Genomic DNA, 17695 nt, shown 5'->3' on the forward strand with positions numbered 1-17695 from the left:
GGTCTTACGACCTGTCAGTCGGCTTTGGGTTCCTCGCCGCGTTCCTTCTTGTCCTCCTCGTCCCTGAGGGACTTGAGGAACTCCGGGTTGTCGTCGGGCGCGACGAACCCGGTGTTGCGGCGGCCCGGAGAGAAGGGAGTCGTGCCGCTGCCCGGTCCGCGCCGCACCTTGCCCGCCACCAGCCACGCGACCGGGCCGACCAGCACCTCGCCGAAGAGCAGGATGATGATCACCCAGACCACCTTCGGCAGGCCCTTCACGTCCTGCTCGGGTGTGTTCAGGCAGTCGATGAACGCGTAGATCCACAGGGCCAGGACCAGCAGGAGGGGCAGATACCTGAGCATGATGGCGGCGACCCCCAGAAGGCGGCGACAGGGCGTGGAACGGCCCCGGTGACGGGGCCAGGGTAGCGGGTGGCCGATACTGGGACACATGGCTTACGACGATCTTCGCTCCCTGCTCCGGGCGCTGGAGCGCGAGGGCGACCTCAAGCGCATCAAGGCCGAGGTCGACCCGTATCTGGAGGTCGGGGAGATCGTCGACCGGGTCCAGAAGGCGGGCGGCCCGGCACTGCTCTTCGAGAACGTGCGCGGGTCGAGCATGCCCCTCGCCATGAACGTCTTCGGGACCGACCGCCGACTGTTGAAGTCCCTCGGCCTGAAGTCCTACGCGGACATCAGCGACAAGATCGGCGGCCTGCTCCGCCCCGAACTGCCGCACGGCTTCGTGGGCGTGCGGGAAGCCTTCGGCAAACTCGGCGCGATGACCCACGTACCGCCGAAGAAGGTGAAGTCCGAGAGCGCGCCCGTACAGGACGTCGTCCTCTACGGCGACGAGGTCGACCTCGACGCCCTGCCCGCCCTCTTCACCTGGCCGCAGGACGGCGGCTCCTTCTTCAACCTGGGGCTCACCCACACCAAGGACCCGGAGAACGGCGTCCGCAATCTCGGCCTCTACCGGCTCCAGCGCCACGACAAGCGCACCATCGGCATGCACTGGCAGATCCACAAGGACAGCCGCAACCACTACCAGGTCGCGGCGCGCAAGGGCGAGCGGCTGCCGGTCGCCATCGCCTTCGGCTGCCCGCCGGCCGTCACCTACGCCTCCACCGCCCCCCTCCCCGGTGACATCGACGAGTACCTCTTCGCCGGGTTCATCGCCGGCAAGCGGATCGAGATGGTGGACTGCAAGACGGTGCCGCTGCAGGTGCCGGCGCAGGCCGAGGTGGTGTTGGAGGGGTGGCTGGAGCCCGGCGAGATGCTCCCCGAAGGCCCCTTCGGCGACCACACCGGGTTCTACACCCCGCAGGAGCCCTTCCCGGCACTCACGATCGACTGCGTGACGATGCGGAAGCGGCCACTCCTGCAGTCGATCGTCGTAGGGCGCCCCCCGACGGAGGACGGACCGCTGGGCCGTGCAACGGAACGCTTCTTCCTCCCGCTGCTGAAGATCATCGTGCCGGACATCGTGGACTACCACCTGCCCGAAGCGGGCGGTTTCCACAACTGCGCGATCGTCTCCATCGAGAAGAAGTACCCCAAGCACGCCCAAAAGGTGATGCACGCTGTCTGGGGGGCACACATGATGTCCCTGACCAAGCTGATCGTGGTCGTCGACGCCGACTGCGACGTCCACGATCTGCACGAGGTCGCGTGGCGGGCCCTGGGCAACACGGACTACGCCCGCGACCTCTCGGTCGTGGAAGGTCCCGTCGACCATCTCGACCATGCCTCCTACCAGCAGTTCTGGGGCGGCAAGGCGGGCATCGACGCGACGAGGAAGTGGCCCGAGGAGGGCTACACGCGGGACGGCGGCTGGCCCGAGATGGTTCTGTCAGACCCGGAGACATCCGAACGGGTGACGAAGCGGTGGAAGGAGTACGGGCTGTGAGTTCGCGGGACATCGTGGTCAGCGGTCGCCCCGGCGCGGGTTGTCCCCGCCGACGCGGGGGTGGTCCGGTCGATCGCCGCTGGACGGAGTACGGCCTGTGAGCAGCGCGTCTGCCGCTCTCCCGCAACCGGGACGTACCAAGGCGTTTCTGCGCCTGGTGATGATCGAGCACTCCGTCTTCGCCCTGCCCTTCGCCTACATCGCGGCGCTGACCGCGATGTTCATGTGGGACGGCAACATCCACTGGGGCCGGCTGCTCCTGGTCACCATCTGCATGGTGGGGCTGCGGACCTTCGCGATGGCGGTCAACCGGATCATCGACCGGGAGATCGACGCCCGTAATCCCCGCACCGCCCACCGCGAGCTGGTCACCGGTGCGATGTCGGTGAAGCACGCCTGGACGGGTGCCCTCATCGCCGTCGTGATCTTCCTGGGCTCGGCGGCCCTGCTCAACCCCCTCTGTCTCGCCCTCGCCCCCGTCGCGGTCATCCCGATGGTCGTGTACCCCTACGGCAAGCGGTTCACGAACTTCCCCCAGGCCATCCTCGGCCTCGCCCAGGCGATGGGCCCGGTCGGCGGCTGGCTGGCGATCACCGGCGAGTGGTCCTGGGACGCGGTCATCCTGGGCCTCGCCGTCGGTATCTGGATCGGCGGCTTCGACCTCATCTACGCCTGCCAGGACGTCGACACCGACCGCGAGATCGGCGTCATGTCGGTCCCGGCCCGCTTCGGCATCCCGGCGGCGATCTGGGGCGCGCGCGTCTGCCACGCCGTGACGACGATCCTCTTCGTCTGGTACGCCATCGCCACCGACGCCGGTACGTTCTTCTGGTTCGGCCTGCTGATCGTCGCGGGTGCGTTCGTCTACGAGCACAGCATTGTGCGGCCGCACGACCTGTCCCGCCTCAACCGGGCGTTCTTCTCGACCAACGGCTTCATCGGGATCAGCCTGTTCGTGTGTGCGCTGCTTGATTTGCTGGTGCGGGGACTGACCATCTAGGCCATGCGGTTTGTTGTCTGCGGGCCGGTGGGGGCTGGTCGCGCCCACGCGGCGGAGCCGCATATCAGATACAGCCCCGCGCCCCTAAAAGCGGCGCGGTTCCGCACCCGGCTTCAACAAGTCCGGCCTAGCCAAGCCCGGCCTAGCCGAGCGCCGGCGTCGTGGCGGCCCGGCGCCTGAACAGGAACGCCGCTGCCACCCCCGACACCAGCCCGACCAGGTGGCCCTGCCAGCTGATGCCCGTCTGGGTCGGGGCCAGCCCCGCCAATATCGCGCCGCCCCAGACCGCGCCGATCAGCATGCCGGCGAGGACGCCGAGCGGGCGGCGCTCGGCGAAGCCGCTCACCAGCAGGAAGCCGAAGAGGCCGAATATGAGGCCGGAGGCGCCCGCAGTGTTGCTGTTCGCCGGGGATATCAGCCAGACGCCCAGACCGTCGGCGACGATGACCATCGCGCAGACCATGGCGAACCGGCGCAGGCCGCCGAGGGCCGCGATGAAGCCGAAGACCAGCAACGGCACCGTGTTGGCGGCGACATGGGCGAAGCCGAAGTGGATGAAGGCGGCGGGGACGACGTCGACCAGCTCGGAGGGGGTGCGGGGCGTGATGCCCAGGCCGTCCAGCGCGTGGCCGCTCGCCACGTCGATCACTTCGAGCAGCCACAGCAGAGCCACCCAGCCCACCATCAACTTCGCCGCGGCCTTCGCGCGGTCGCCCCGCGACCACTCCGTCCGCTCGATCCGCATACCTGACATGGCATCCCCCACCACTCGGCCCGTCCACCATGGAAACGGCCGGGCCCCCTTGCCCGGTTCCCACCCCGCGACGCCGGATAGGCTCGGACTCGTGAACCGAGTCAAGCCAGGAGAGACGGCGCGTACGCCTTGGATCGTAGGGGTGTCCGGCGCCTCCGGCACCCCGTATGCCGCTGCCGTGCTGCGTGCGCTCCTAGACGCGGGTGAGAGCGTCGACCTCATCGTGTCCCGGGCCTCCCGGCTGACCCTCCTTGACGAGACCGGCATCTCCTTCCGGGACGCCCACTGGCAGGACGACCTGCGGGAATGGCTGTCCCGGGGGGCCGACGGCAAGCCCGGTACCTTCGACGTGGATCTCGACCGTGTACGGCACTGGAGCGCCGGGGACCTGGCGGCCGGGCCCTCGTCGGGGTCGTACCGCTCGAAAGGCATGATCGTCGTGCCCGCCTCGACGGCCTGTGTCGCAGGAGTCGCGCTCGGGCTGAGCAAGGATCTGCTCCAGCGGGCGGCGAGCGTGACCCTCAAGGAGAAGCGGACGCTGGTCGTCACCGTGCGGGAGACCCCCCTGAACGGGCAGACGCTCCGCCACCTGGTCACACTGGACGACGCCGGCGCGAGCGTCGTGCCTGCCTCGCCCGCCTTCTACGCGGGGGCGACGCACATCCAGGACCTGGTGGACTTCGTCGCCGGGCGGGTCCTCGACGCGGCGGGCGTCGGGCACGGGCTCTACCGGCGGTGGGAGGGCGAGCTCGGGGGTGGCTCACGTACGTGATCCGTATGTGAGCGCACGCATCAGCGAGCCGCGGTACCACTCATCACTTTGCAGGAACTCGTCAACTCTTCAGACCACGTTAGACCTCTTCAGACCTCTTCATCGGAAGGCTTCGATCGCATGGACGCGGTGGACAGGCAGCTCATCCAGGCCCTGAGAGAGAACGGCCGGGCCTCCTACGCGGAGCTAGGGCGCCTCGTCGGCCTGTCGGGACCCAGTGTCACCGACCGCATCAACCGGCTGGAGGCGGCCGGTGTCATCACCGGCTACCGTGCCACCGTCGACGCCACCTCTCTCGGCCTCGGCGTCACGGCCCTGATCGGCATCTCGCTCTCCGACGCCGCCGACCACGAGGACGTGGCACGTCGGCTGAAGGACCTCTCGGAGATCGAGGACTGCTGGTTCATCGCGGGCGACGACTCGTTCATGCTCAAGGTGCGGTCGTCGGACGTCGACGGGCTGGAGAAGACCATCCGGCGGCTGTCCGGGACCAAGGGGGTCTCCCGGACTCGTACCACCATCGTTCTCTCCACGAAGTGGGAGAACCGGGTCGGAGAGCTGCCCGAGGAGCAGTAACAGAGCAGTAGTGGTGTAGGCGTACGGTTGACCAGGTCGTCGTAGGAAGTCGGAAGAGGTAGAGGCATGGACGTCGGGCTCAAGCGCGAGCTGGAGGCGAAGGTCCGCTCCGGTGAGCGGCTGACTCGCGAGGACGGCATCGCGCTGTACGAGTCGGACGACCTGGCCTGGCTGGGCGGGCTCGCCCACGAGGTGCGGACGCGGAAGAACGGTGACGTCGTCCACTTCAACGTCAACCGGCACCTCAACATGACCAACGTGTGCACCGCCTCCTGCGCCTACTGCTCCTTCCAGCGCAAGCCGGGCGAGAAGGACGCGTACACGATGCGCATCGAGGAGGCGGTCCGGCTCGCCAAGACGATGGAGGGCGAGAACCTCACCGAGCTGCACATCGTCAACGGGCTGCACCCGAGCCTGCCGTGGCGCTACTACCCGCGTTCCCTGCGCGAGCTGAAGGCCGCCCTGCCGAACGTCGGGCTCAAGGCGTTCACCGCCACCGAGATCCACCACTTCGAGACCATCTCGGGGCTGACCGCCTCCGAGATCCTCGACGAGCTCATCGACGCCGGCCTTGAGTCCCTCACCGGCGGCGGCGCCGAGATCTTCGACTGGGAGATCCGGCAGCACATCGTCGACCACCGCACCCACTGGGAGGACTGGTCGCGCATCCACCGCCTCGCGCACGAGAAGGGTCTCAAGACCCCGTGCACCATGCTCTACGGCCACATCGAGGAGCCCCGGCACCGGGTGGACCACGTCCTGCGCCTGCGCGAACTCCAGGACGAGACCGGTGGCTTCCAGGTCTTCATCCCGCTGCGCTACCAGCACGACTTCGTGGACATGAAGGACGGCAAGGTCCGTAACCGCCTTCAGGCGCGCACGCAGATGGCCACCGGCGCGGAGGCGTTGAAGACCTTCGCGGTGTCGAGGCTGTTGTTCGACAACGTCCCGCACGTCAAGGTCTTCTGGGTCATGCACGGCGTCCAGACCGCCCAACTGGCCCTCCAGCACGGCGCCGACGACATGGACGGCTCGGTCGTCGAGTACAAGATCACGCATGACGCCGACAACTACGGCACCCCGAACAAGCTGACCCGCGAGGACCTCCTCGACCTCATCCGCGACGCCGGCTTCCGGCCCGTGGAGCGCAACACGCGGTACGAGATCATCCGCGAGTACGACGGCCCGGACCCGGCGCGGCGGGAGTCGCCGCAGCCGATGCGGGTGTGAGCCGGTGTCGTTGTCGTTCGAGCTGGACCCGGCGGTCTCGCCCGCCCTTCGGGACGACGTGCTCGCGCTGTGGGCGGACGTGTCGAACGCGGGCGGCTCGGTCGGCTTTGTGTCGCCGGTGACCGCGGAGGATATACGCCCCGAGCTGGCGAAGCACCTTGCGGCCATGGCCGAGGGCCGCACCCGGCTGCTCGTGGGCCGGGACGAGGCGGGCACGGTCGCCGCGACCGCGTTCATCTCCCACAACACCCACCGGCTGATGACCCACTGGGTGTGGCTCTACACGGTGATGATTCACCCGCGGCACCAGGGCAAGGGCTATGGCCGTGACCTTCTCGCCGCCGCCGAGGACGCCGCCCGCGGCCTCGACGGCATCGAGGCGATCCGGCTCACCTGCCGGGGCGGGAACGGCCTGGAGCGGTTCTACGGCTCCTGCGGCTACAAGGAGGTCGGCCGGGTGCCCGGCGCGATCCGCGTCGCCCCCGGGGACGACCGGGACGACATTTTCATGCTGCTGCCCCTGACCTGATGTCCCTGACCTGATGTCCCTGAGCTGATGCCCTTGAGCCGAGCCGCGCACCCCCCTCCAAGATCTGCCGCGGCGCGTGCTTCACTGGACGGGACTGTTTGGATGGGCCTTTTTCGTTACGGAAGAGTGGATTGAGATGTTCCGCTACACACTGATGCGCCTCGGTATTTTCGCGGGTTGCCTCGTGGTCGTCTGGGGCCTCGTCTACTCCGGCGTCGTCCCGCGCGGCCTCGGCGACTCCAACGGCATGTGGGTCGTCCTGCTCGCCCTGGTGATCTCGGCCCCGATCAGCTTCGTCGCCCTGCGCAAGGAGCGCGACCGGGCCTCCGTCCAGGTCGTGCGGCGGGTGGACCGCATGAAGGCCAACCTGGACGCGAACCGCAGCCAGGAGGACGAGGCCGTCGACGCCGCCGATGCCATCGACGAAGCAGCCCGGGCGCACGGGGCGCAGGGCCAGACCTCCTAGCGGACCCTCTGGCAGCCCTGTCTTCCGACGAGCCCAACTAGGCTTGCCCCATGGGTGCCGTGAAGACGAAACGGATGCCGCGGGCCGTTCGGGAGCAGCAGATGCTGGACGCTGCCGTGCGGACCTTCGGGCAGCGGGGGTACATGGCCGCGTCGATGGACGAGATCGCCGAACTGGCGGGCGTGTCCAAGCCGTTGGTCTATCTGTACCTGAACTCCAAGGAGGACCTGTTCACCGCCTGCATCCGGCGTGAGGCGAAGACACTCACCGAGGCCATCCGAGCCGGGGTCCAACCCGATATGTCTGCCGACCGCCAACTCTGGGACGGGCTGCGGGCGTTCTTCACGCACACCGCGCAGAACCCGGACGGCTGGGCGGTGTTGCACCTCCAGGCCCGCACCCACGGGGAGCCCTTCGCGGCCGAGGTCGCCGCGATGCGTGAGGAGATCGTCGAGTTCGTGACGCAGCTGATCGTCGTCGCGGCCCGCGAGGCCCACCGCGATCCGGACCTCGCCGAGCGGGAGGTCGCCGGCCTCGCCGAGGCCCTGGTCGGCGCCGCCGAGTCCCTCGCGGCCTGGGCCAACGCCACCCCCGGCACCACGGCCCGCCAGGCGGCGGCGACCCTGATGAACTTCGCGTGGGCGGGCCTGGGCAACCTCATGGAGGGCAGCCCCTGGTCACCGCCGCCCGAGACGGACCCGACGGCGGCTCACACCGGCTGATCACCGCCGGCCGAGACGGACGAGGCGGTGACGAGGCGGTGACGAGGCGGTGGCTCACACCCGCTGAACCGTCCCGCTCACGTGCACCCGCTCCCCGCTCCGCAACTCGAACCGCCCGCCCTCCGCCGCGTACGTCACCGTCCCCGGCAGCAGCACCGGCGCCCTGAACTCCGCCCGCACCAGGGCCGCTTCGGGCGTACCGTGCGCGGCCAGACACCGGGCCACCGTCCACATGCCGTGCGCGATGGCCCGGGGGAAGCCGAAGAGGCGGGCGGTGAGGGGGTGGAGGTGGATCGGGTTACGATCGCCGGACGCGGCACCGTACCGCCGCCCGATGTCCCCACCGAGCCGCCACTCGGCGACGACCGGCAGCTCCTCGTGAGCCTCCGCATCCTCTACCGGCGTGGTGTCCTGGGTCCGGTGCCGCGCGAGATACGTGCTCCGCGACTCCCATACGACCTTCCCGTCGACCCGCGCCTCCGTCGCCACCGTCGCTTCGGTCCCGCGTCGGTGCGGCGCCAATCCGCCGACGTGCACGGCGAGTTCGTACTCCCCGGTGGCCGTGAGGGGAGTGTGTCGGGTGATCTCGATCGACGTGTGGACGAGCCCGAGCAGCGGGAGCGGAAAGCGGCGGCCGCTCATCAGCCGCATGGCCAGCGGGAATCCGAGCACATGTGGATACGTCACCGGCAGGGCGTCCTCCCCGGTGGCGAACCCGCACACCCGCTCGTAGGCGGCGAGGCGGGCGAGGTCCACTCGTACGCCGGGCAGCAGGAGTGTGGTGCGCGGGAAGTCCGCGTCCGGGCGCGGGCGCCGTTTGAAGGGCGACAGCAGGGCGCCGCGCGCGAGGAGGGGCGTGAGGGCGGGCGCGCCCGGCAGGACGCTCGGCATGGTCGGCTCCCGGCTCGGTGACTTACTTGATGGCTGGCTCGATGGCTTGCTGACTCTCAAGTAAAGTTACCCCAGGTAAGGCGAGTTCAAAGGGCCCGGACACGGCCGGTAGACGTGAGGATTCCTCACCTTGGGCCACTTCCAACCACCGTGTAAATTGGGGAGATTGAGGGAGTGTCGGGAACCCCCTGTGTGATCGCCGAGGTTGCACAGCCCCGGCCCCAGACCACCCCGGAACCCGCACGAACTCCACACCTGGGCCCCGTACGATCTGCCACCTAACCAGCGGTAACACCCCTGGCCGCACTCCGCTGGTGAACGCCTCAGTACGCGCCGCGCGTACCTCATGCTGAGCAGTGGTTTGCTGCGCGCCCCAGGAGCCGCCCCATGTCGATCCCGCAAGCGTCCTCGTCCGGCTACACGCCCGACTCCGGCTTCGATCTGGACTTCGACGGTGGGCCCGTGCTCGTGGAACCGGAGATACGGCGGCTGGACGGGGTCGTCCGCGAGGTCTCCGTACCGCCGCTGGTCGCGCCGGCGGTCCACGGCTCGCTGGGCGACGTGCCGTTCGAGAACGCGGACGAGGCCCCGGACCATGTCGTCCTCAGCCGCAAGACGCCGGACGGCCGCTGGGTGGACGTGACGGCGGCGGAGTTCGCGGCGCAGGTGCAGGCCGTGGCGAAGGGCCTGATCGGGGAGGGGCTCGTCCCCGGCGACCGGATCGCGATCATGGCGCGGACGATGTACGAATGGACGCTGCTGGACTTCGCGGCCTGGGCGGCGGGCCTGGTCACCGTCCCCGTATACCCCACCTCATCCGTCTACCAAGTCCGCTGGATCCTCCAGGACTCGGGCGCGGTCGCCCTGGTCACCGAGACCGTCGCCCAGGCCTCCGCCCTCGGCCCCGAGCGCGACCGCCTGCCCGACCTCCAGCACATGTGGGTCATCGAGAAGGGCCACGTGGAGCGGCTCGGGGCACTCGGCGAGCAGGTCCCGGACGCCGAAGTGGCCATCCGCCGGGGGATGTTGGTCCCCGACACCCTGGCCACCCTCATCTACACCTCGGGCACGACCGGCCGCCCCAAGGGCTGCGCGCTCACGCACGGCAACTTCTTCGCCGAGGTCGACAACGCGATCGAACTCCTCTACCCGGTCTTCAAGTCGGACACGGCGGCCGACGACCTGTCGGTCCTCCTCTTCCTGCCGATGTCGCACGTCTTCGGCAGGATGGTCGCGATCGCCTGCATCAGGGCGAAGGTGCGGCTGGGCCACGCCCCGAGCATCAAGGCGGACGAACTCCTCCCGGATCTGGCGACGTTCAAGCCCACCTGCCTCCTGGCCATCCCGTACATGTTGGAGAAGACCTTCAACACCGCCCGCGCCCGCGCCGAGTCGGGCGGCCGGGTCTCCGCCTTCGACCGCGCGGTGAACGTGGCCATCAGGTACGGCGAGGCCATGGAGGCGAAACACGCCGGCACGGGCCCCGGCCCCAACCGCGCCCTGAAGGTCGCTCGTTCCTTCTACGACCCCCTCGTCTACCGCCGCATCCGCACCGCCATGGGCGGCCGCGTCCGCCACGCGATCTGCGGCGGCTCCCCGCTCGGCCGCCGGCTCGCCGCGTTCTACGCCGGTGCGGGCATCGAGATCTACGAGGGGTACGGCCTGACGGAGACGACCGCCGCGGCCACGGTCACGCCACCGCTCAAACCCCGCCTGGGCACGGTGGGTTGGCCCATGCCCGGCACTAAGGTCCGCATCGCGAACGACGGCGAGATCCTCCTCTCCGGCGACCATGTCCTACGCGGCTACTGGGACCCGGCGGCAGGAGGAGTGGTCCCGGCGGCCCCGGACGGCTGGCTCCCGACGGGTGACATAGGCGCCCTGGACGACGAGGGCTACCTGACGATCACCGGCCGCAAGAAGGAACTCCTGATCACGTCAGGCGGCAAGAGCGTCGCCCCGGCCCCCATGGAGAACTGGCTCCGCTCCCACCCCCTGATCTCCCAGGTCATGGTCGTCGGCGACGGCCGCCCCTACGTCAGCGCCCTGATCACCCTCGACATCCAGGGCATCACCCACTGGCGCCAGATGAACGGCAAACACCCGGTCCCGGCGGAACTCCTGATGCACGACGAGGAGTTGCGCGCCATCCTCCAACGAGCGGTGGACGAGGCCAACAAGCTGGTCTCCCGCCCCGAGTCGATCAAACGCTTCACGATCCTCCCCGTCGACTTCACGGAGGAGGCAGGCCACTTGACGCCGTCGATGAAGCTGCGACGGGAGGCGATCATGGGGGACTTCGGGGCGGAGGTGGAGGGGTTGTACGAGCGGTAGCGGAGGGGCTGTACGAGCGGTAATCGGATGGCGGGGGACGGCTGCGCCTGGCGAGGATGACGCCCATGAACCGCGTCACCTTCCTCCACCACCCGCGCGCCGAGAACCCCTCGGCCATCCTGTGGGGCATCCGGATCGACGACACCGACCTGCGCGAGTACGTGGCCGAGGCGACGCGGGGGCTGTGGCGCGAGGAATTCGGGGAGGAGACGCCGGGGAAGGAGACGCCGGAGGAGGAGGACCGCTCGCTGCTCTCGCAGCATGAGGGCATTCCGGTTGGGGACATCCCGGCTCCCGGGCACCACTTCACGAACGGCCCTGCCCCCACCCCTGTCCTCGGCTGCGGTTGCGGCATCTGGGAATGCGGGCCGCTGTTCACCCGTATCACCACCACGCCGACGACGGTCGCATGGTCCGCCTTCAGCGCATACGAGGGATGGGGTGAACTGGCCATGGGCCCCTACGTCTTCCCCCGCGAGGCCTACGAGGCAGCCCTCGCGCATCCGCTGGTACTCGACGAGGACCCGCTGGCCGCACGGCTGACGTAGGTCCGGCGGGTGACGCTCTACTTCAACCCGCCGGCCGTACTGACGGAGGGCGACCGCGGGGTCTTCGGAGGCCGCTGGGAAGACCGGTTGTGGCTCAACGTGCCCGGTCCCTTCTACGGCGCCATGACCGACAACCACTGGACGGGCAGGACCCTGGCACCGGCCCAAGTGCTGTACGGCGGTGAGTACTTCACGGAGTAGGTGTACCGCCAGCCCCGTACGCCGCGGGAGACTGACCGGTTGGTCGAAGCGGCGGGCATCGAGACCTTCTTCGGGTACGCGTGTGACGGTGACGCTCGAGTGGGACAAGGGCGACGCGGAAAACCCGGGCCAGGGCGTGGCCGCGGCCGTTCGTGACTTCGAGGCCAATATCGGCGGGGGCCTGGCGACCGACCTGCGGATCTACGTCTATTGGCTGGAGGAGGGCCGGTCACCGAGCCCGGAGGACCGGTTGCCCGAGCTCTAGCCCCCGCACGCGACGGCTGCGGCCGACTGCGCCTACGTCGACCAACGCCTGGCCCGCTGCCGCCGCGACCTCACCGACCCCACCCTCCACAACGTCCCCGTCCACGCGATCGGCGCCCGCCGGGCCGCTACCGCCGTGGCGCCGGACAACAAACGAGCAATTACTGAGCAATCGCCGACTGCTTGACTGCTGATGTCCCGAAGTTGCGTGGACCTGACAAGCCGAACGGAATCGGAGAGATCAACCATGGTGGACATCCCGCATGTCCGACTCGGTCGATTGCTGACCCTCATCGCGACCATCACAGCCGCTGCCCTGCTGCTCGGCGGCATCGACCCGCCCGCGGCGCGAGCCGATTCGTCGATCACCGACCAAGTCTTCACCTACGACTTCCAGGACGCGGACATGGCCGACGACGTCCGCCAGGAATTCACCGCGATCGACGAATCGGGAAAGACCCTCGGTGACGTGCTTGAGGCGCAGACCGAGGGCCGCCTGCACGACGTCCTGCCCGATCTGAGGTACCTCGACTTCGAGCACGACTGGACGGTCGAGGGCACGGTCCTGACCGTCACCGCCACGGCGCCCGAGGTCGAGGTGGACGCGTCGTTCTGGCAGGGCGTGTGGATTGTCGTGGGCGCCGTCGCGATCGGCGCTCTCTCGGGCGGCCTCTGCAAGCGGGCAGGCGGACCGGTCTCCGCCTGTATCGGTTTCGGTGCGTTCATGGGGGAGTTCGCGAACGGATTCTTCACCCAGTGGGCCGACCACAAGCTGAACGACTCCGAGGAATGGTCCAAGACCATGGGGAAGGCGATCGGCGCGGGCTTGACGATGTTCCTGATCAGCTGGGCCGGGACGGACCAGGCGCTAGCCTGGTTCACAGCGGCCAAGAACAAGATCGTTCTGGTGGCTCGAACCATGGAGCGCCTCTTCGGCGGTGCGGGAGCCGCCGACACCGTCGAGGACATCCTCAACAAGATCGAGGGGTTCCTTCCGGGATGGCTGCGCTCCGGCGTCGGGGTCACCGGCACCTGCCGTGAGCCCGCCGGTGACGGCTCGGCGAGCGAGTGGACCTCGCTGGGCCAGATCGTGGACAGCGCTGACAGCGCGCAGACCCGGTTCACGGACCTCGACGGCGACGGCGACGGCGATCGCACCATGAGCGGCTCCGACGGCAAGCTCTACACCTGGGTGAACGCCGGGTGCGGCACGGAAGGCGAGCGGGTCTGGCTCCCGTTTGGCGACACCGCCCCGGCCGCCGCCACCGAGCTGCCGAAGACGGCCTACTTCGGCGACCTCGACCGTGACGGCCGCGACGAGCTGGTCAACTTCCTGAGCGCGAGCGAGTCCGGGACCGGCTTCGCCGCCATGCGTGTCTGGCGCAACGAGTCCACCAGCACCGACATCAAGTGGGCCGACCCGGTCATCGTCGCGAACGACCTGGGCGTCGGAGAGCCCGTCTTCGCCGACATGGACGGCGACAAGGACGACGACCTCCTCCTCGTGGACCGGAACAACTTCGTGACCGCCTGGGAGAACACGGCGACCGGGATCCCCACCCCCGGCGACTGGGACGAGATCACCGGCTTCACGCACCCGGCCGAAGGCCCCGTCGGACAGCTCTACTTCACCGACATCACCGGCGACGGCCTCGCCGACACGGTCGTCGTCCAGTACATGACCGGCGACGTGCTCGCCTGGAAGAACACCGGCGACGGCACCTGGACCTCCACGTCCTCGCTGTCGACCCAGCTGGTCCGCACGGCCGAGACCGCCGATGTCTCCGGCTGGGAGTCGCTCGGCACCGTCCGCTCCGGCGACGCGTTCGGCGGTTCCGTCGGCGCCTTCTCCGACCTCGACGTCGACAAGGTCTCCGACTTCCTGCTGTTCAACAGCACCAGCAACGGCGTCGACGCCTGGCGGCTGCCCAACGCCGGTGACACCAGCACCGAGGCCCTCGACTGGGACGAGTCCGGCTCCGAGGCCGGCGTCCCGGGAGAGCGGGTGGCGTACTTCAACTCCTGGTCGATCTACGCCAACCAGTACTACCTGAAGACGCTGGACCAGAACGGCACCGCCGCCAAGCTGACCAAGCTCAACTACGCCTTCCAGAACATCGACCCGGTCAACCTCACCTGCATGGCGGCCAACAAGTCCGGCACGAGCGACGAGAGCAGCACGGACGGCAACGACGGCGCGAGCGACGCCTGGGCCGACTACCAGAAGAGCTTCACCGCCGAGGAGAGCGTCGACGGCGTCGCCGACTCGTGGGGCAACTCGCTGAAGGGCAACTTCAACCAGATCAAGAAGCTCAAGGCGAAGCACCCGAACCTGAAGGTCCTGGTCTCGATCGGCGGCTGGACGTACTCGAAGTACTTCTCGGACGCGGCCGCGACCGACGCCTCCCGCAAGAAGTTCGTCAAGTCCTGCGTCGACATGTTCATCAAGGGCAACCTGCCGAAGCTCGGTGACGATCCCGCCGGTGGCGACGGCGCCGCCGCGGGCGTGTTCGACGGCATCGACATCGACTGGGAGTTCCCGGCCAGCGCCGACGGCCACACCGGCAACCACTACGGCGCGCAGGACACGGCCAACTTCACCGCGCTGCTCGCCGAGTTCCGCGCCCAGCTCGGCTCCGACAAGCTGCTCACCGCCGCGCTGCCGGCCGGCCCGAGCAAGATCAGCAAGGTCGAGGTGGGGCAGATCGCGCAGTACCTGGATCTCGGCAACATCATGACCTACGACATGCACGGCGCCTGGGAGGGCACCGGACCGACCAACTTCAACGCCCCGCTGTACCGTTCCGCGGCGGACCCGGCCGACGGGACCGGTATGACCGCGGACGACGCCATCACGACGTACCTCGGCAAGGGCTTCCCGGCCGGCAAGATCACCCTCGGCGTGCCGTTCTACGCACGCGGGTGGACCGGGGTGGAAAGCGGCGGCAAGAACGGGCTCTACCAGCCGGCGACCGGTGCTCCGGCGGCGTACCCCTTGTCGCAGGCTCCCGGCGTCGCCTTCTACAAGGAGCTCAAGTCGGCGGGCAAGCTGACCGACGAGACGGTCTTCTGGGACAGCAGGACGAAGACCACCTGGATGTACGACGGCAGCACGTTCTTCGGCGTCGAGACCCCGAAGTCGATGACGGCCAAGCGGCAGTACATCAAGAACAAGGGCCTGGCCGGCGTGATGATCTACTCCCTTGAGGGAGATGACGCCCAGACCAGCCTGCTCAACGCGTCGACCGGCTTGAACTGACTGAGCCGGTGACCCGAAGCGCCGGAACCGGGACCAGGGTTCCGGCGCTTCGGCCACTACCGCCGGCGGTGGGTCACGGCATTGCCGCGAATGCCTCCCGGTGGTCGCGTGCCCACTGCTCGAACGTGCCCGCCGGCCGGCCGAGCACCCGCGGCACGTGGTCGGTGACGTAGTCCGCACCGCCGGCGCGCGCCCAGCCGATGCCAGTGATCATCCCGGCCGGCAACTGGTCGAGCGAGCTCGCGTCGGTGATCTTGACCGGCCGTTCCAGCACGCGCTCCAGGATCGCCGCCTGGTCGGTGAACGTCAGCAACTCTGGCCCGGTCAGGTCGTACCGCTGCCCGTCGTGCGCATCGCTGGTCAGGGCGGCGACGGCGATCGCGGCCACGTCCCTCGGGTCGACGATGGCCTGCCGTGAGTCGCCGACCAGGTTCGGGATCGGCTCTCCGGCCTGGATCAGCGCCCGGTACCACAAGAAGTTCGAGGCGAAGCTCGGCGGGCGGAGCATCGTCCACACGAGCCCACTGGCCTCGATCGCCTCCTCCGCGGCGAGGTGCCACGCGCCGACGGTCGCCCCGTCGAACCGCTCGCCGCTGCCGATCGCGGACAGTTTGACGATCTTGCGGACGCCCACCGCCCGCGCGGCGGTCACCAGGGCGATGTCGTGGTCCGCGGTCGGCACGGGCGGCGCGGTCAGCAGGAAGACCGTGTCGACGCCGGCCACCGCGCCCGCCAGCGACGTCGGGTCGTCGAAGTCGGCCCGCACCCCTCCGGGCCGCTCGCGGCGGGACATCGCTCGGAACGGCACGCCCCGTTCGGTGAGCAGACGGACGACGTGACTGCCGATGGTGCCGGTGGCACCGGTAACAAGGATCATGCTCCGACGATCGCAGCGCTCTCACGCCGCGTGATAGGAAGTTTCGGCACTATCGTGGACCGCGTGAGCTCTCTCGTCGTGCCGCCCGCCCTTCTGCGTTGGGTGGCCGGGATCGAAGTCGCTACGGCAGCACAGCCGACGGCGCTCGTGGGCCGACCTGGGACCCCCGCGTTTCGGGCCGCTCGCTCGCTTCTCACCCGTGCTGGAGCGGGCCGGGTCAAGGGTGGCCCGGAGGGCCATCGCCGCAGGCGACGCGACCGTAGGGAGCGCCCTTGATGCGGGCCGTGGAAGCACGACACTGACAAAGAAGCGGGCGGCCCCGACGGTCACTTCACGGCGTGCGGGACGAAGGCCGACCAGGCGCCGGGGGAGAGGGCGATGCGGGGACCGTCGGGGTTCTTGGAGTCGCGGAGGTGGATGGTGTGGGGGCAGGTGGCGACTTCGAGGCATTCGCCGCCTTCGCCGTCGCTGTAGCTCGACTTGCGCCAGGTGTAGGCGGCTTCGAGGCACTCACCGCCCTCGCCGCTGCTGTAGCTGGCCTTGAACCAGGTGAGTTCCTCGCTGCTCATTGCTCCTCCAGCTTCGCTTCGATCAAGGCCCGGGTCTCCATGGGGTTGAGCGCCAGAGCCCGCAGGAAACCATAGCGGTCGGCGATCTTTCGGACCTCCTCTCGATCGGTGATCAACCGGGGATGCCCCTGTGCCTCCGTGTACGCCACTTGCTCATGCCCTTTCGGCACCAGCAGGTTGAAGGCGCTGTCCAGGTTTGGGTGTTCCTCGCGACGGGTCGGCATGACCTGGATCTCGACGTTCCGCATGCTGCCGACGCGCAGCAGATTCCGCAGCTGGTCCCTGGAAATGAGAGACCCGCCGATTGGCCGGTCCAGCAAGACCTCTTCGAGTACGTAACTCACGACGGGCGGCGGCCAGCGATCGAAGACCTGCTGTCGCGAGAGGCGGTCGGCGACCCGTTTCTCGATGGTCTCCTCGCTCAGGAACGGCCGCCGTTGGCGAAAGACGGCGCGTGCGTAGTCTTCCGTCTGCAACAGTCCCGGCATTGCCTGGTTGGCATAGACGTGCAGCTCAACCGCCTCCGCCTCCAGCCCCGCATAACTCCGGTACCACTCCGGATGTCTCGTCCGAGCCTTCTTCATCGCCTCCTTGACCTCAGGGATCGCCTCCTTCAACAACCCCCCGGCGTCCAGGACTTCGTCGGCCTTGAGCAAGAGCTCGGGTTGTGTCACCCGCACGCCCCGCTCCATCGCCGAGATCGCGTCGGGCCCGTACCCGACGATCTGCCCGAACTCCTTCTGCGTGAGCCCCTTCCGCTCACGCAACAGCTTCAGCATCTTGCCCAGGGCGGTGAACAACCCCGTCGTCCCG

At 68.8% G+C, this 17695-nt stretch carries 19 protein-coding genes; 13 read left to right on the forward strand and 6 right to left on the reverse strand.

The window, feature by feature from the left end:
• Window positions 1-14: 14 nt before the first annotated feature.
• Window positions 15-344 carry a PLD nuclease N-terminal domain-containing protein gene (locus AC5DRG_RS31115; RefSeq protein ID WP_491802787.1) on the reverse strand — a complete coding sequence of 110 codons (330 nt, stop codon included), beginning with the start codon at window positions 342-344 and terminating at the stop codon, window positions 15-17.
• A gap of 88 nt (window positions 345-432) precedes the next feature.
• On the opposite strand from AC5DRG_RS31115, the gene AC5DRG_RS31120 reads away from it, so the two are divergent.
• Together AC5DRG_RS31120 and mqnP are read left to right on the forward strand one after the other, a co-directional pair.
• Window positions 433-1890, forward strand: coding sequence for a menaquinone biosynthesis decarboxylase (locus AC5DRG_RS31120; protein WP_491802788.1), 1458 nt, complete (start codon window positions 433-435; stop codon window positions 1888-1890).
• 97 nt (window positions 1891-1987) lie between these two features.
• Window positions 1988-2890, forward strand: coding sequence for a menaquinone biosynthesis prenyltransferase MqnP (mqnP, locus tag AC5DRG_RS31125; protein WP_491802790.1), 903 nt, complete (start codon window positions 1988-1990; stop codon window positions 2888-2890).
• Window positions 2891-3032: 142 nt separating this feature from the next.
• On the opposite strand, the gene AC5DRG_RS31130 is transcribed toward mqnP, so the two are convergent.
• On the reverse strand, window positions 3033-3635 hold the full coding sequence (locus AC5DRG_RS31130; protein ID WP_491802791.1) for a rhomboid family intramembrane serine protease: 603 nt from the start codon (window positions 3633-3635) through the stop codon (window positions 3033-3035).
• A 100-nt stretch (window positions 3636-3735) separates the two neighbouring features.
• On the opposite strand from AC5DRG_RS31130, the gene AC5DRG_RS31135 reads away from it, so the two are divergent.
• From AC5DRG_RS31135 to AC5DRG_RS31160, 6 genes are all read left to right on the forward strand, one after another.
• Window positions 3736-4416 carry a UbiX family flavin prenyltransferase gene (locus tag AC5DRG_RS31135; protein WP_491802792.1) on the forward strand — a complete coding sequence of 227 codons (681 nt, stop codon included), beginning with the start codon at window positions 3736-3738 and terminating at the stop codon, window positions 4414-4416.
• 120 nt (window positions 4417-4536) lie between these two features.
• Window positions 4537-4992 carry an Lrp/AsnC family transcriptional regulator gene (locus AC5DRG_RS31140; RefSeq protein ID WP_491802793.1) on the forward strand — a complete coding sequence of 152 codons (456 nt, stop codon included), beginning with the start codon at window positions 4537-4539 and terminating at the stop codon, window positions 4990-4992.
• Between the two features lie 66 nt (window positions 4993-5058).
• On the forward strand, window positions 5059-6222 hold the full coding sequence (mqnE, locus tag AC5DRG_RS31145; RefSeq protein ID WP_491802794.1) for an aminofutalosine synthase MqnE: 1164 nt from the start codon (window positions 5059-5061) through the stop codon (window positions 6220-6222).
• A 4-nt stretch (window positions 6223-6226) separates the two neighbouring features.
• A complete protein-coding gene (locus tag AC5DRG_RS31150) occupies window positions 6227-6751 on the forward strand; it encodes a GNAT family N-acetyltransferase (protein WP_491802795.1) in 525 nt (174 codons plus the stop codon).
• Between the two features lie 136 nt (window positions 6752-6887).
• Complete coding sequence (locus tag AC5DRG_RS31155) at window positions 6888-7217, forward strand: DUF4229 domain-containing protein (RefSeq protein ID WP_491802796.1); 330 nt, start codon at window positions 6888-6890, stop codon at window positions 7215-7217.
• Window positions 7218-7267: 50 nt separating this feature from the next.
• Window positions 7268-7939: a TetR/AcrR family transcriptional regulator gene (locus AC5DRG_RS31160; RefSeq protein ID WP_491802797.1), complete on the forward strand. Its 672-nt coding sequence runs from the start codon at window positions 7268-7270 to the stop codon at window positions 7937-7939.
• A 54-nt stretch (window positions 7940-7993) separates the two neighbouring features.
• Here AC5DRG_RS31160 and AC5DRG_RS31165 read toward each other — a convergent pair whose 3' ends face one another.
• A complete protein-coding gene (locus AC5DRG_RS31165) occupies window positions 7994-8830 on the reverse strand; it encodes a MaoC/PaaZ C-terminal domain-containing protein (protein ID WP_491802798.1) in 837 nt (278 codons plus the stop codon).
• A 387-nt stretch (window positions 8831-9217) separates the two neighbouring features.
• On the opposite strand from AC5DRG_RS31165, the gene AC5DRG_RS31170 reads away from it, so the two are divergent.
• From AC5DRG_RS31170 to AC5DRG_RS31190, 5 genes are all read left to right on the forward strand, one after another.
• Complete coding sequence (locus AC5DRG_RS31170; RefSeq protein ID WP_491802799.1) at window positions 9218-11164, forward strand: AMP-dependent synthetase/ligase; 1947 nt, start codon at window positions 9218-9220, stop codon at window positions 11162-11164.
• Between the two features lie 65 nt (window positions 11165-11229).
• Complete coding sequence (locus AC5DRG_RS31175; RefSeq protein WP_491802800.1) at window positions 11230-11712, forward strand: hypothetical protein; 483 nt, start codon at window positions 11230-11232, stop codon at window positions 11710-11712.
• A gap of 9 nt (window positions 11713-11721) precedes the next feature.
• Window positions 11722-11913: a hypothetical protein gene (locus AC5DRG_RS31180; protein ID WP_491802801.1), complete on the forward strand. Its 192-nt coding sequence runs from the start codon at window positions 11722-11724 to the stop codon at window positions 11911-11913.
• Window positions 11914-11995: 82 nt separating this feature from the next.
• Window positions 11996-12178, forward strand: a complete 183-nt coding sequence (locus AC5DRG_RS31185; RefSeq protein WP_491802802.1) for a hypothetical protein — start codon at window positions 11996-11998, stop codon at window positions 12176-12178.
• A gap of 246 nt (window positions 12179-12424) precedes the next feature.
• Complete coding sequence (locus tag AC5DRG_RS31190; RefSeq protein ID WP_491802803.1) at window positions 12425-15436, forward strand: glycoside hydrolase family 18 protein; 3012 nt, start codon at window positions 12425-12427, stop codon at window positions 15434-15436.
• Window positions 15437-15509: 73 nt separating this feature from the next.
• Here AC5DRG_RS31190 and AC5DRG_RS31195 read toward each other — a convergent pair whose 3' ends face one another.
• The 3 genes from AC5DRG_RS31195 to AC5DRG_RS31205 all read right to left on the reverse strand — a co-directional run bounded on the left by AC5DRG_RS31195 (window position 15510) and on the right by AC5DRG_RS31205 (window position 17661).
• The gene (locus AC5DRG_RS31195) at window positions 15510-16313 is read right to left on the reverse strand and encodes an NAD(P)H-binding protein (RefSeq protein ID WP_491802805.1); all 804 of its coding nucleotides are present in this window, start codon (window positions 16311-16313) and stop codon (window positions 15510-15512) included.
• A gap of 326 nt (window positions 16314-16639) precedes the next feature.
• Window positions 16640-16882, reverse strand: coding sequence for a DUF397 domain-containing protein (locus AC5DRG_RS31200; protein ID WP_491802806.1), 243 nt, complete (start codon window positions 16880-16882; stop codon window positions 16640-16642).
• Window positions 16879-17661, reverse strand: a complete 783-nt coding sequence (locus AC5DRG_RS31205; protein WP_491813211.1) for a helix-turn-helix domain-containing protein — start codon at window positions 17659-17661, stop codon at window positions 16879-16881. Before AC5DRG_RS31205 ends, AC5DRG_RS31200 begins: the two co-directional genes overlap by 4 nt.
• Between the last annotated feature and the right edge of the window lie 34 nt (window positions 17662-17695).

Source organism: Streptomyces sp. JLBG701 (genome assembly GCF_058544905.1).